Below are 13,268 nucleotides of genomic sequence, written 5' to 3'. Positions count from 1 at the left end.
TCGGGCTTCCCCGGGAAAATTTGCCAGAAGAGAGGATTAGCACAATGGTCCAATCTGCAAAGTTACGCCCGTACTTCATTCTCCTTTCAATCATGCCTGCTCTGGTATCCCTTTGCCTTCAGCCCCCGACCGCGCACGCTGACAGCCTTACTCTCTCCGCCGAGTTTCTGGGCAACAGTACCGTCTTATGCTCCAGCAACGCCAACCCGGCGTCATGTACCGGCGCGCAGGCCAGCGGCTCAAGCGCCACTGGAACAGTAGGCGCCGCTGCACAGTTTCCTCCGGGCGGCCTTCCCTTGCCTAGCTTCACGGGCCAAACCACCGACGAGGCCATCGCCAGCGCTGCTCTGCTTTACAACTTCACCAGCAGCGTTCAGAGCGGGACGGCAGTCATCGATCTGAGTGTTACCGGCAATGCCTCGGTTTCTACAACGGGAATGCCCAGCTCTATCTGTCCAGCATCGACACCCTGCAAGGCCGTTGCAGAAGTCGGAATCGCCTCGGGCGAGTCTTTTAACGGCGCACCCTCCGGCACCACCGAGGACGTGCTCGCCAATATCTCCAACAGCGGCTCTGCGAGCGCGCCATCGGGCCCTATCCAGATAGTTGTGCCCATCAGCGGCGGCATCGCCGATCTTTCCTTTAATCTCACGACCCTGGCTGAATGTCCGGCGCTCACAGCACTCCAAATCAGCGGCGGCATCTCCTGCACGGCCATTGCCAACTACCTTGACCCGCTGACAATCACAGGGGCCAGCGTCTACGACGTCAACGGAAACCTGGTGTCGAACGCGACTCTCATCTCCGATACCGGCTACAGTCCACCCGCATCTGTACCTGAGCCCTCATCGATGTTCCTTCTGGGAACAGGGATTCCGCTTTTGGGTTTGACGACGCAAATACTGCGAGGAAGACGATCGAGAGATACAGATATACAGAGTTGATGCGAAAACTATTCCGCCTTCTTCTTGTTGCGGGCGCGGACTTTGAACCAGATGGGTGAGCCGATGAAGCCGAAGGATTCGCGTATCTGATTTTCAAGGAAACGTTCGAAGGAGAAGTGCAGCTTCACGTCTTTGTCGGTGAAGAGCACGAACGTCGGCGGCGCGACGGCGGCCTGCGTCATGTAGTAGATGCGCACGCGCTTGCTCATGGGGACGCTGGCGCGCTGGAAGTCTACGCGTTCGAGGAAGCGGTTCATCTGTCCGGTGGTGATGCGCTTGCGGCGCTCGCGGGCGACCAACTCGACCTTCTTGAAGACCTGTTCGATGTTTTTGCCGTCGGCTGCGGAGACGAAGAGGAGCGGCGCGTAGTCGAGATACTTGAGCGCGTCGCGCACCTGCTGTTCGTAGACTTTTTGATTTGCGGGCTGCTTGCCGTCGAAGAGGCGGTTGCCGTCGGGTCCGGTCTTCGTCATGAGGTCCCACTTGTTGACGACGATGATGACGCTGCGGCCGCTCTCGTGCGCGTAGCCGCCGATGTTGGCGTCGAGCGCAGCGACGCCTTCGGTGGCGTCGATGACAAGCAGCGAGACGTCGGCGGCTTCGAGATGCTTGCGCGCCATGACGACTGAGAGCTTTTCGGCCATCAGCTTTGTCTTGCCTTTGCGGCGGATGCCTGCCGTGTCGACGAAGCGGAAGGCGTGGCCGTCGCGTTCGACGACTTCATCGACTGCGTCACGTGTGGTTCCGGCAATGGGCGAGACGATGGCACGTTTTGTTCCCGTGAGCGCGTTGAGCAGCGTGCTCTTGCCTACGTTCGGGCGGCCGATGATGGCGATCTTTGTTTCGCGGCTTTCATACTCGCCGTGCGAGCGGAGATGGCGGACACGCTTCGCTGCGGGCGCTATGGAGTAGTCGGGACCGTCTTCGTCTTCGTCGGCTTCGTCGGTTGCGGTGAGCATGACGACGGGCTCTTCGATGTCGACTTCGGGGAGGACTGCGAAGACAGCGTCGAGCAGGTCGCCGATGCCGCTGTTGTGTTCGGCGGAGATGGGCAGGACGTTGCGGAAGCCGAGGCGGCGGAAGTTTTCCGCCGAGGGCAACAGGGCTTCGGTGTCCATCTTGTTGACGGCGAGGAAGACGGGCTTGCCGCCGCGCAGGAGCAGGCGGGCGAGCTCCATGTCGGGCGAGGCGAGCTCGGTGCGGCCATCGACGACCATGACGATAGCATCGGCTTCGTCGAGCGCGACCTGGGCCTGGCGGAAGATTTCGGCAGGGATGAGGGCTTCGTCGTCGGGGATGACGCCGCCGGTGTCAACGATGCGGGCGTCGCGGTTCATCCACTCGATCTCGCCGTAGATGCGGTCGCGGGTGATGCCGGGCTCGTCGCCGACGATGGAGCGGCGCGAGCCGGTGAGGCGGTTGAAGAGCGTCGATTTGCCTACGTTGGGGCGGCCGCAGATGGCAATCAGTGGGAGGGTGCGTGATTCGGCGCGCTCGGTTTCGGTGGCCATCTGCGAGGCGAGCAGCTCGACTTCGCGCCAGTCCTGGTCTTCTGATGGGGCGAGCGGCGTGGGGTTGATTGCGCGGGCACCTAGCGCAGATGCTTGCCGTGCTTGCTTCCGGGTGCCGTCTGGGGATAGTGCGACGCTGCGCTCTTTGGTCGGCGACTTCTTCGGCGTGCGCGCGGCATTTTCTGCTGCAGCGCGTTTGGACGCGAGCAGCTTGCGCTTGCGTGGGTCTACTGCGCCTGTGGTCGGTGCGGCCTTCGGAGCGCGACCCTTCTTTGGCCGCGTGCTGGCTTGCCTGTGTTTTTTGCCTAGTCTTTTCTTGCCGTCTCTCTGAGCCACGGAATGTCCGTCTTTCTCCCGCGCACCATTCCGGTGGCCAGGGCAATTACGCTAAATCTTCGCTACCTATCTATTATAGAAATTGCGCGGCCAACTGAGCGCAGGAACTTCACAGACCTTACCTTGTCCGCCAGCACTCCCATCTCGATTACGCCTGCACCGGCTGAGAAGCTGCCGAGTCTGCATGACTTTTTTTCGCCAGGTGGGATGCTCTCGCGGTCGTCGCTGGCGTTTGAGCATCGCAAGGGGCAGTATGAGATGGCGCGGGAGATTGAGCGGGCCTTCAAGGAAAAGCGCCACCTGATCGTCGAGGCTGGGACGGGGACCGGCAAGACGCTGGCGTATCTGCTGCCTGCGTTGCGGCTGGCGCGTGAGAAGCAGCAGCGGGTGATTATCTCGACCGGCACGAAGAATCTGCAGGAGCAGCTTTACTTCAAGGATGTGCCATTTCTGGAATCGCTGCTGGGGCCGCTGAAGGTCTGTTACATGAAGGGGCGGGCGAATTATCTGTGCCGGCACAAACTGTATGCGTTGCGGGATAATCCGCTGCTGAATGGCCTGGAGGAGATTTGGCAGTTTCACAACATTCTGGCGTGGGAGAAGACGACGGAGACGGGCGACCGCGCGGAGATTGATGCGCTGCCGGAGACTTCGGCGCTGTGGCAGAAGCTGGATGCGCGCACGGAGGCTTGCCTGGGGCAGACGTGTCCGGACTGGGAGCAGTGCTTTGTGACGGCGATGCGGCGCAAGGCGCTGGAGTCGGACATCATCATCGTGAATCACCATCTCTTCTTCGCCGATCTGAGCATCAAGCAGGAGGCTGCGGGTGCGCCGGATGCGGGGATTCTGCCGGATGCAGCGGCGGTGATCTTTGACGAGGCGCATGAGTTGGAGGAGGTTGCGTCGAACTACTTCGGCATTGGGCTGGGTACGCAGCGTTTTGATGAGCTGGTGCGCGATGTGGAGTTGATGCTGAAGGCGAAACATGCGAGTACGTCCGCGATTGAGAGCGCGTGTGCCACGCTGAAGGAGCGCGCGCGCATGTTCTTTGGCGTGCTGCCGATGGAGACGGCGGGTGCGGGGAGGATGCCGTTTCATAACCGCGAGGCTTTTCTGGAGGAGAGCGGCGATTTCTACATCTCGGTGCAGAATGCGCTGACGCGGCTGGAGGGGGAGCTGGAGTATCTGAAGAATGTGGACGAGGCTCCGGGGTTGCGGCGGCGCGCTGCAGAGATTCGTGCGCATCTTTCTTTTTTGCTGGAGTCGCCGGATCGCAACACAGTCTTCTGGATTGAGCGGCGGGCTGTGGGTGGCGTGCGCGCGGCGGCGCGTGGACATGGGAATCCGGTGCTGCATACGCAGTTGCAGGCCACGCCGATTGATGTTTCGGAGCTGCTGAGCACGACGCTCTTCGATGCGTATAGCTCGGTGATTCTGACTTCGGCTACGCTGACAGTTTCTGGAGGCTTCCATCATCTCCGCGCGCGGCTGGGGCTGGTGAGTGCGCGAGAACTGGTGGTGCCGAGTCACTTCAGGTACGGCGAACAGGCGCTGCTTTATCTGCCACCGAATATGCCTGATCCTCGTGAGCCGGACTTTCCTGAACGGGCTACAGAGCGGATTCGCCGCGTGCTGGAGATTACGCACGGGCGCGCGTTTTGCCTGTTTACCAGCTACAAGCAGATGCAGGAGACGCACGACCGGCTGTTAGCCGAGTTGCCGTATAAGTTGCTGCTGCACGGCACGGCTCCTCGGCATGTTCTGTTGCAGCAATTCCGCGAGACACCGAATGCGGTGCTCTTTGGCACGTCGAGCTTCTGGCAGGGAGTGGATGTACAGGGCGAGCAATTGAGTTGTGTGATTATCGACCGGCTGCCGTTTGCTGTGCCGAATGATCCTGTGGTGGAGGCGCGGATGCAGGCGATCGAAGCGCAGGGTGGGAAACCGTTCTTCGACTACCAGGTGCCGAATGCTGTAATCACGCTGAAGCAGGGATTTGGGCGGCTGATTCGTTCGCTGACGGACAGGGGTGTGCTGATGCTGCTTGATCCGCGGATTCAGCGGCAGCGCTATGGACGGATATTTTTGGAGAGTCTTCCGCCTTATCGGCTGACCCAGGAGATCGCCGACGTGGAGCGGTTCTTCGCGGATTCTGAGAGAATTTAAACAGCACGATGGGACGCAATCTCTACATCCTCGCCGGTACGCTGCTGATCCTCGCAATTGTCTCGTTTGGCGTCTCTTACACAAACATCGCGCAGCAGCCGGGGAGTCCGGGCGACATCTCTTTGTGGCGGTCGATGGGGCTGGTGTTGTTTGTCATCAGCATGGTGGTGGGGCTGGGGGCGATTCTGACCACGTTGTTTGAGCAGGCGGAGCGGCACACTGAAGAGCAGCGCGAGGAACAGCGCCGCGCCCGGCGTAAACGCGGCTAATACCCGAGACGCCGACAAAACGTTACAATAGAAGAGGAAAAGCTGAAGCCGCGTCGTTCCCTTCCCCATCTAATTTGAAGACTTTAGCGCGGCTCGCAAGTGAAAGTGAAGGTGTCTCCCAACCATGTTTGAAGTGACTGTAGAAGCCGGTTTCTCCTCCGGCCACTACCTCCGCAACTATCGAGGCAAGTGTGAGAACCCGCATGGCCACAACTACAAGGTCTTCGTGACCCTGGTGGGTGAGGAACTGGATGAGACCGGATTGCTGCTCGACTTCAAGCTGCTGAAACAGGTGATGCGTCCGACGGTCGAGTATCTGGACCACTTCATGATTAACGACCTGGCGCCGTTCGACAAAGAGATCAATCCCAGCGCGGAGAACCTGGCGCGGTATTTCTACCAACAGACCAGCAAACAGGTGCATGAGATGACCGGAGGCCGCGTGCGCGTGAAGGATTGCACGCTGTACGAGACCGATACCAGCTTTGCACGCTACTACGAATAAGTGCCCGAGTAAGCCTTCACATGTACTTAATTGAACTTTACAAATCCGTCCAAGGCGAGTCATCGTTTGCGGGATTGCCGTGCATCTTCGTGCGGCTGGCTGGATGCAATCTTCGCTGTGCGTGGTGTGACTCCGAGTACACCTTCACGGGTGGTAAGCCGTTCACCCTGGATGAAATCGAGGCGCAGATCAAGGCGCTGGCGCCTTGCACGCTGATTGAGTTCACAGGCGGTGAGCCGATGCTGCAGGCGAAGGAGCTTCTTCCCTTGATGGAGCGGCTGCTCGCACAGAACTTTACTTTGATGATGGAGACCTCCGGGGAGCGCCCGCTGACTGACGTGCCCAAGGCGGTTCATAAGATTGTGGATGTGAAGTGTCCGGGTGCGGGTGCTGCGGCGGACAGCTTTCGCATGGAAAACCTCGATGCACTTACCGGAAATGATGAGGTGAAGTTTGTGATTGCGGACCGTGCGGACTATGAGTTTGCGCGGGAGTTCATTCGCAAGCATGAGCTTGAGCTGAAGGCTGGGCAAGTGCTGCTGAGCCCTGCTTTCCAGAAGACACCAAGCCCGCAGCGTACGGCAGACAATATGGCGCTCGATCCGCGCAAGCTAGTGGAGTGGATGCTTGCCGATGGTCTTCCTGCGCGGTTGTCGCTCCAGATACACAAGTTCATCTGGGAGCCGATGAAAAAGGGTGTATAGGAGCTCGAAAATTCTCCCAAACCTCGCAGTTGACTATTTCCCTGCTCGATGCGGCCTGAGGGCTGAGAAGATATTGACGCGGTAGACGCCAAACCATACGGCTAACAAGAGAAACTGCGAGTAGATGATCCACTCCATCACCTGCCCGATTGCGGTATGTCCGAAGTGATTGGCCAATAAGGCAACGAGAATGACTGCCAAGGCTACCAATGAAGCGACCATCGCCTTCAACCCATAGTGTGTGGGGCGCAGAAGAACTGCACGGCGAATGGCAGAGCGTCGCACAGGAACCTGACTGGCAACACGCGCAGCAAAATTGGCTGGAATCGCCACCTCGGGCTGCATCTCCAATGCCTGGACAATCTTTGTGTCCAGAGCCTGCAGCAAAGCTTCTTCCAGATTAATGGCTTCGTTCGGGTTGTTCACAGGTTCGCCGTGCATAGCTCGCTCCTTCCTTTGGATGCGTTCGCGAGCGCTTCGCGCATCTTTTTTCTGCCGCGATGGAGGTGCGTTCTGACTGTGCCGATGGGCATGCCGAGCACCTCGGCGATCTGCTCATAGGTGCGCTCTTCCTGATGGTAGAGGACGAGCACCGTGCGTTCGACCTGACTTAGTTTGTGTAACTCGTCTTCAACGGTAAGTTTAAATTCTTCTTCGGCTAATTGCTGCTCTGCATTCAGGCCGGGATGTTCAAGGCGGTCTTCCCAGCCTGAGACCTCATCGGAGATCGACACCGTCGACCGCTCAGCGCGGCGACGGCGCTTCCACTCGTTCTGCGCGACGTTGATAGTAATGCGATAAAGATAGGTCGAGAGCAGGGCTTCGCCGCGAAAGCCGGGCAAGGCCCGGTAGAGACGCAGGAAGACCTCCTGCGCGAGGTCTTCGACGTTCTCGCGGCTCCCGGTAAGGCGCACGAGCGTACTGAAGACCATCGTCTGATGGTCCCGGACAATCTGCTCGAAGTTGAGGTCGGCCGCCAAGGAAGGGTTAGACAACTCGCTCGGATGAAAGTTTCACGCGCCGGGGTGAAACTTTGCAAATGCGCGGTGGTCTAACGCGGGCAGAAAGGAAACACTATGAATGAGGTACTGAGTGGCGGACTAATTGTTCCGGTCGTAGCGATGCTGATCCCAATTGTGGCGATCATTGGGGGCATCTGGGCACAGATGCACAGCACTCGCATGAAGGCAGAGCAGCGCATGGCGATGATTGCGCGAGGCATGTCGATTGCCGAGATCGAGAAGCTGCTTGGCGCACCCGGAGAAGACATGCGCCCCCCGAAGGACCCGCTCCGCAGCCTGAGCAATGCGCGAAGGACGGGGATTGTGTTGGTCTCGATTGGGATTGGCCTGATTGCGTTTTTCCTCCTGCTGACCGCTATTCTGCAGGTGCATGAGGTACTCTCCGGCGCGGCGGCGGGGCTGATTCCGCTGGCGATTGGCATTGGCTTCTTTGTGGACTACAACCTGCAGAAGCGCGAACTTTCGCGCTTCGGGCTGGAAGTAGATGCGGACGTGCCGCCTAGCAGCCATGCCGGTTAGATGAAGAGTGGCAGCCTCATCAGGCTTACGAGTGGGCGTTGAGCAGACGAGCGAGGAAGTAGGCAGCAGCAGCAGCAGCGCCGCCGATAGTGATGGCCTGGATGGCACTGCGGAGCCAGCCGGTACCGACTAGTTTTCCCTTGAGCGCTCCGAAGACGGCCAGTGCGAGCAGCGTAATCAGGACGGAGAGCTTGAGTGCGGCCAGATTGTTGCTGACCAGCATGTACGGCAACAATGGGATGAATCCACCGGCGACATAGGACGCGGCGATCGTAATCGCTGAGCGGTGGGCGCGGTTGGCAGGCGGCTCTTCCAGGCCAAGCTCGAAGCGCATCATGAAATCGACCCAAGCAGTGGGATTTTGCCTGAGTGCATGGAGGACCGGCGCTGCGCTGGCGCGGTCGACCGAGTACTGACCGAATATCTCGTAGATCTCTTCCTCTTCATCGTGAGTGCGCTCGACGATCTCACGCTCTTCGCGCTGGCGCTCGGAGGCGTAGTGCTCAGCGTCGCCGCGGGCCGCGAGATAGCCGCCAAGACCCATGGCGATCGAGCCGGCAGCAATCTCCGCGAGACCGGCGAGGACGACGATGTGCGACGACGCTACTGCTCCCGAGAGACCTGCCGCCAAAGCAAAAGGGACCGTAAGACCGTCAGAGAGGCCGATGACGATGTCCCGGACGGTCTCGGAGGACTCAAAGTGGCCTTCTATGTGCGGCGTGTGGCTGTGTGTGGCATGTGTGTGGGGGGTCTGGACAGCATCGCTCATGGCCGTAGTGTAGTTGAGGGCGTGTGCCGCATAGAACATTGCAATGGAAGTTTTTATCCGTACGGCGCGTCTTTCGTGACCGGAAATCGTCTGTATGTGCACAGGGATTCGTTCGATTCACAGGGCCTTATGGCAGGTGTGGCATGAGACGCAAGATGACGATTTTCCGGTTTGCGCTGGCAGCTTTGCTGGCGACCGGGTTGGTTCAGGCACAGGGCCAGGATGGAATGGGTGGTCCGCAAAGTGAGCGGCCCGCTTTTGCGGGTGGCCAGATGGTGCGCGGGACCGTGACGGCTGTCACGGCTGACCATCTGACAGTGAAGACCGATGCGGGCGATGTGTATCAGGTGGCTGTCTCGGCCAATACACGACTGATGGAGAACCGCCAGCCGGTGAAGCTGACCGATGTCAAAGTGGGCGACGGCGTGGGCGCGATGGGCGTGATGGATGCTCCCACGAAGACGGTCCATGCGGTGTTTGTCGCAGTGATGGATGCCGAGCAGGTACGCAAGGCACGCGAGGGTCTGGGGAAGGTTTACATCACCGGAAAAGTTACGGCAGTCGATATGGACGCACTGAAGATTACTGTACTGCGACCCGATGGGGTGTCGCAGGTGATCGGAGTGGATGAAGGGACGTCGTTCCGGCACGGCGGCCGCAGGCTGGCTTCGATGATGAATGGCAGCGGGCCGGTGGAAGCTGGCGCACCGGGAACTGCGCCAGATGAACAGAGCGTTACGCTGGCCGACGTGAAGGTGGGCGACCGCGTAATGGGTCCCGGCACGATCAAGAACGGCGTCTTTGTACCGACGCAATTGGGTATTGTGGATCCTTCGATGATGCGGCAACGGCGCCGACGTGCAGCAGATGAGAACGGCGCAAAGGGAACGGATGCGGTTACGACTGCTCCTGCCGCGACAACCGCTCCTAACTAGAAATCTCCGGCCTGCTTAGGCAATGAACTTCGGTGAGGGTTTTGTGCAGAGATTGATGAGACGAACGATGGTGGTACTGGCTGTGTCTGCGTGGGCTGGAACGAGCCTCGCAGCGCAGAATCAGGCTCCGAGCCAGACACAGGTTGCGCCTGTAGCACCGGCTGCTGCCGTGTCGGCGGCTGCATCTGGAGGTACGATTACGGGAACCGTGAAGGCCGGTACAGTGCCCCTGCCAGGCGTAGCCGTGACAGCAGCCAACACCTTGACCGGCAAGAAATACGCGACAACTACAGATGTGAATGGCGCGTTTTCGATGATTGTTCCGCGCGATGGACGCTACGTGGTGAAGGCGGAGTTGGCGGCGTTTGCAGCAGAGACAAAAGAAGTTTTGATCAACGCAAATGGTCAGAATGGCGGGAAGCCCGAGGAGATCGCTCAGTTCGAGATGCAGCTGGCTTCGCGGATGGCACGCGAGGAGGCACAGCAACAGGCACGGCAGACGGGAACGGCGAGCGCTTTAGCGGGTGCGCTGGCGCGCGGAACGCAGGCGTTGAGTTTGTCCGGCGATAGTGCGGACATTGCTGACGCAAGTTCGGGCGGAAGCGACACGGGTGCGCAGATGCCTTCAGCGAGCGGAGCGGATTCTGCGGCGACGGAGTCGGTTGCCGTGAACGGGCAGATGGGCGAGACCAACGGCCTTGCCAATTTCAGCGAAGATGAGATCCGTCAGCGCATTCAGGATGCAATGGAACAGGCGCGAAGGCAGGGCGGGGCTGTCGGCGACATGACGAACATGGTCGCGGGAATGCTTGGCGGCATGATGGGGCCCGGTGGCGGCGGACGCGGTTTTGGTGGTGGAGGACGCGGCGGCGGGCGCGGCGGGTTCCGGCAGTTCGATCCGACGCAGCTGCATGGTGCGATCTTCTATCAGGGCGGCAATGGTGCGCTGAATGCCGCGCCGTTCTCGGTTGCGGCTGCGCTGGGTGAGCCAGGCGCGCAGGTGGTGAAGCCCTCGTCGATGTCGAACCGCTTTGGCGTGAGCCTTGCCGGGTCGCCTTTCATTCCTGGGCTCATCAAGCCAAGCACGAAGCAATTCTTCTTCTTCAATCTGACCGGACAGAAGAACATCAATCCTTCCATCTACAACGGTACGGTGCCAACGCTGGCTGAGCGCGGCGGCGATTTCTCCGCTCTCTCGCAGGCGCTCTATGATCCCGCGACCGGGAAACCGATTCCGGGCAACAATCTGAATAACGCGCAGACGCCTGTCTCCGCACAGGCGCTGGCACTATTGAAGTTCTACCCTGCGCCGAATGTGCCGAATGCAGGCGCGTTGAACAACTACCAGACCGTGACGAACGCAGGGCAGAACTCTACCTCTGCCGCGCTCCGTTATGTGAGGAACTTCGGGCAGGCTCCGGCCTTTGGCAGAGGCTTTGGACGGCGACAAACAAGCGGACCTGCGCAATTGGGTCAGAACATCAACTTCAATGGCAGCTATTCACACAGTGCCAGTGATCTGCGCAACATCTTCCTGCCACTTGGCGGGCGGACAGATAGCACCGGCTATGGGATCACGGCTGGCTATATGTTGAGCTACGGACGATTTCGGGATAATGCCTCGCTGAACTGGAACCGCTCACACGGAACGACGGAGAACTACTTTACGAATGGCGCGACGAACCCTGCGACAGACGCTGGCGTGCTGGTGGGCAACTCGACGATTCAGTCGAACCCTTTCTATTACGGCGTCCCGTCGCTCTCGTTTGGAGGCTCGACCGCATTCACAGGCCTGAGCAACACAACGCCGAGCGACACGATCAACCAGACGATCTCGTTTAGCGACTTTGTTTCCTATCGCAAGGGCAAGCACAACATGCGCTTCGGCGGAGACATACGTCGCGTCCATGCGGATTCAATCGGCACGGGCTCGCCGCTTGGCTCGTTCAGCTTTACGGGCTACGCTACGCAGAATCCCGCCGCTAACTGCGTCTCTTCTTCTACAACAGCCTGCCCCGTGATTCCTGCGAGCGGCAACGGGTTTGCAGATTTTCTATTCGGCCTTCCGCAAAATGCATCCGTTCAGGCGGGACTGTTCAAAACGTATCTTCGCGCAAACGTCTATGACTGGTACGCGCAGGACGACTGGCGCGCGCTGTCGAACCTGACGTTGAACTATGGGCTTCGTTATGAGTACTTCTCGCCCTACTTTGAGAAAAACAACCGGCTGGTGAACCTGGATCACAATACTGACTTCACGGCTGTTGAGGCGGTTCAGCCAGGCCAGCACGGCACGTACAGTGGCGCATTCCCGCGTTCGCTCGTGAATCCGGACCGTGCCATGTATGCGCCGCGGTTTGGATTTGCGTATAGGCCAACTGCGAGATTCTTCAAAGACACGGTGATTCGTGGCGGCTATGGCATCAACTACAACACGGGGCAGTACGCGTCGATTGCGCGGCAGATGTCGAACCAGCCGCCCTTCGCCGTGACCCAGACGAATATTGCCGGTCAGCAAGGGTGCGGCACACTCGGCACATTCACGCTGGCAGGAGCATACAACTGCTCCACCGCAGCGGTGCAGAACAACTACAGCGCCAACCTGAACTACAGACTTGGACATGTGCAGATATGGGACCTGGATATTCAACACACCTTCCCGCTGGGGATTGTGGCGAACATTGGCTACGACGGCGCGAAGGGCGGCAACCTTGACATGGTCCGTGCGCCGAACCGGACTGCGAGCGGCCTGCTGAACTCAAGCGCACAGGCGTTCGACTACGAAGATTCGCTTGGCTACTCGCGCTTCGAGGCGCTGAGAGTCAACCTGCGGAAGCGAATGTCGAAGGGCATTGCGCTGGGCGGTTCGTATCAGTATGGACACTCGATCGACAATGCCTCTTCGATTGGCGGAGGCGCAACAACTGTGGCCCAAAACGATCTGGACCTGAATGCGGAGGAGGGCAATAGCTCCTTTGACATTCGCCAGAAGCTGACGGGCAACTGGGTCATTGAGCTTCCGTTTGGGCCGAACCGCGCGCTGCTTTCGAAGGGCGGCTTCTGGTCTCATGCACTTGATGGATTCTCAATCTCGGGAGATTTCACCTTTGCTATGGGAAGCTACTACACGCCGAACTACGTGCTGACAGTGCAGGAAACGGCTTCGGGATCGAGCAATTCGCTGCGCCCAAATCGTAACTTCGGTGTGCCGGTCGCCGGTGAACGGAAACTCGGCAATTGGTTCAATGCGGCTGCGTTCTCGGCTCCGGCAGCAGGCCAGTTCGGCACAGCGTCTCGCAATTCGATTGAAGGACCTGGGACCACAGCGGTCGATGCTTCACTCTCAAAGACAGTAACCCTGGGCGAGACGCGGTCGTTCGAGGCGCGTGTGACGGCGACAAATGCGCTGAATATGGTCGAGTATTCAGGGATCAATACGACGTTGAACTCGCCGACATTTGGTCAGGTGACAGGAGCGTCTGCGATGCGAACGCTTTCGGTTGAGGCGAGGTATCGGTTCTAACAGTGTTTGATTGTTGATGGCTTCTGAGGTTCTGTGATGGATTTTGCAGTGCATAGATCGGCGAA

The 13,268-nt window shown here is 59.2% G+C and carries 12 protein-coding genes; 8 read left to right on the top strand and 4 right to left on the bottom strand.

The window, feature by feature from the left end:
• Nucleotides 1-44 precede the first annotated feature (44 nt).
• The gene (locus tag IEX36_RS14070) at nt 45-944 is read left to right on the top strand and encodes a PEP-CTERM sorting domain-containing protein (RefSeq protein ID WP_188760192.1); all 900 of its coding nucleotides are present in this window, start codon (nt 45-47) and stop codon (nt 942-944) included.
• A gap of 8 nt (nt 945-952) precedes the next feature.
• Here the strand turns inward: IEX36_RS14070 and der are convergent, their stop codons facing one another.
• A complete protein-coding gene (gene der / locus IEX36_RS14065; protein WP_188760191.1) occupies nt 953-2,791 on the bottom strand; it encodes a ribosome biogenesis GTPase Der in 1,839 nt (612 codons plus the stop codon).
• A gap of 123 nt (nt 2,792-2,914) precedes the next feature.
• On the opposite strand from der, the gene yoaA reads away from it, so the two are divergent.
• The 4 genes from yoaA (at nt 2,915) to IEX36_RS14045 (ending at nt 6,435) form a co-directional block, all read left to right on the top strand.
• Nucleotides 2,915-4,957: a DNA repair helicase YoaA gene (yoaA, locus tag IEX36_RS14060; RefSeq protein WP_505661228.1), complete on the top strand. Its 2,043-nt coding sequence runs from the start codon at nt 2,915-2,917 to the stop codon at nt 4,955-4,957.
• An 8-nt stretch (nt 4,958-4,965) separates the two neighbouring features.
• On the top strand, nt 4,966-5,226 hold the full coding sequence (locus IEX36_RS14055; protein WP_188760189.1) for a hypothetical protein: 261 nt from the start codon (nt 4,966-4,968) through the stop codon (nt 5,224-5,226).
• 124 nt (nt 5,227-5,350) lie between these two features.
• Nucleotides 5,351-5,731, top strand: coding sequence for a 6-carboxytetrahydropterin synthase QueD (gene queD, locus IEX36_RS14050; RefSeq protein WP_188760188.1), 381 nt, complete (start codon nt 5,351-5,353; stop codon nt 5,729-5,731).
• A 20-nt stretch (nt 5,732-5,751) separates the two neighbouring features.
• The gene (locus tag IEX36_RS14045; protein ID WP_188760187.1) at nt 5,752-6,435 is read left to right on the top strand and encodes a 7-carboxy-7-deazaguanine synthase QueE; all 684 of its coding nucleotides are present in this window, start codon (nt 5,752-5,754) and stop codon (nt 6,433-6,435) included.
• A gap of 33 nt (nt 6,436-6,468) precedes the next feature.
• Here IEX36_RS14045 and IEX36_RS14040 read toward each other — a convergent pair whose 3' ends face one another.
• Both IEX36_RS14040 and IEX36_RS14035 read right to left on the bottom strand, forming a co-directional pair.
• Nucleotides 6,469-6,876, bottom strand: coding sequence for a hypothetical protein (locus tag IEX36_RS14040; protein WP_188760186.1), 408 nt, complete (start codon nt 6,874-6,876; stop codon nt 6,469-6,471).
• Entirely contained in the window at nt 6,858-7,430 is a 573-nt protein-coding gene (locus IEX36_RS14035; protein ID WP_229669023.1) for an RNA polymerase sigma factor, read from the bottom strand. The genes IEX36_RS14040 and IEX36_RS14035 overlap by 19 nt, the downstream gene beginning before the upstream one ends.
• 81 nt (nt 7,431-7,511) lie before the next feature.
• Here IEX36_RS14035 and IEX36_RS14030 point away from each other — a divergent pair, with 81 nt between their 5' ends.
• Nucleotides 7,512-7,976: a DUF6249 domain-containing protein gene (locus IEX36_RS14030; RefSeq protein ID WP_188760185.1), complete on the top strand. Its 465-nt coding sequence runs from the start codon at nt 7,512-7,514 to the stop codon at nt 7,974-7,976.
• Nucleotides 7,977-8,001: 25 nt separating this feature from the next.
• Here IEX36_RS14030 and IEX36_RS14025 read toward each other — a convergent pair whose 3' ends face one another.
• Nucleotides 8,002-8,784: a VIT1/CCC1 transporter family protein gene (locus tag IEX36_RS14025; RefSeq protein ID WP_229669022.1), complete on the bottom strand. Its 783-nt coding sequence runs from the start codon at nt 8,782-8,784 to the stop codon at nt 8,002-8,004.
• A gap of 116 nt (nt 8,785-8,900) precedes the next feature.
• On the opposite strand from IEX36_RS14025, the gene IEX36_RS14020 reads away from it, so the two are divergent.
• Nucleotides 8,901-9,680, top strand: coding sequence for a hypothetical protein (locus tag IEX36_RS14020; protein ID WP_188760184.1), 780 nt, complete (start codon nt 8,901-8,903; stop codon nt 9,678-9,680).
• Nucleotides 9,681-9,735: 55 nt separating this feature from the next.
• Nucleotides 9,736-13,203 (top strand): TonB-dependent receptor, encoded by a 3,468-nt coding sequence (locus IEX36_RS14015; protein WP_229669021.1) that lies wholly within the window; start codon nt 9,736-9,738, stop codon nt 13,201-13,203.
• Nucleotides 13,204-13,268 lie beyond the last annotated feature (65 nt).

The organism is Edaphobacter acidisoli (genome assembly GCF_014642855.1).
Lineage (GTDB): Bacteria > Acidobacteriota > Terriglobia > Terriglobales > Acidobacteriaceae > Edaphobacter > Edaphobacter acidisoli.
Note: the sequence above shows the minus strand (reverse complement) of the source record. Positions and strands in the feature narration are given on the sequence as shown.

Bases quoted from the DNA above. Each gene is read 5' to 3' on its own strand.
- IEX36_RS14070 (WP_188760192.1), top strand. From the start codon at position 45: ATGGTCCAATCTGCAAAGTTACGCCCGTACTTCATTCTCCTTTCAATC.
- IEX36_RS14055 (WP_188760189.1), top strand. From the start codon at position 4,966: ATGGGACGCAATCTCTACATCCTCGCCGGTACGCTGCTGATCCTCGCA.
- queD (WP_188760188.1), top strand. From the start codon at position 5,351: ATGTTTGAAGTGACTGTAGAAGCCGGTTTCTCCTCCGGCCACTACCTC.
- IEX36_RS14045 (WP_188760187.1), top strand. From the start codon at position 5,752: ATGTACTTAATTGAACTTTACAAATCCGTCCAAGGCGAGTCATCGTTT.
- IEX36_RS14040 (WP_188760186.1), bottom strand. From the start codon at position 6,876: ATGCACGGCGAACCTGTGAACAACCCGAACGAAGCCATTAATCTGGAA.
- IEX36_RS14030 (WP_188760185.1), top strand. From the start codon at position 7,512: ATGAATGAGGTACTGAGTGGCGGACTAATTGTTCCGGTCGTAGCGATG.
- IEX36_RS14025 (WP_229669022.1), bottom strand. From the start codon at position 8,784: ATGTTCTATGCGGCACACGCCCTCAACTACACTACGGCCATGAGCGAT.
- IEX36_RS14020 (WP_188760184.1), top strand. From the start codon at position 8,901: ATGACGATTTTCCGGTTTGCGCTGGCAGCTTTGCTGGCGACCGGGTTG.
- IEX36_RS14015 (WP_229669021.1), top strand. From the start codon at position 9,736: ATGAGACGAACGATGGTGGTACTGGCTGTGTCTGCGTGGGCTGGAACG.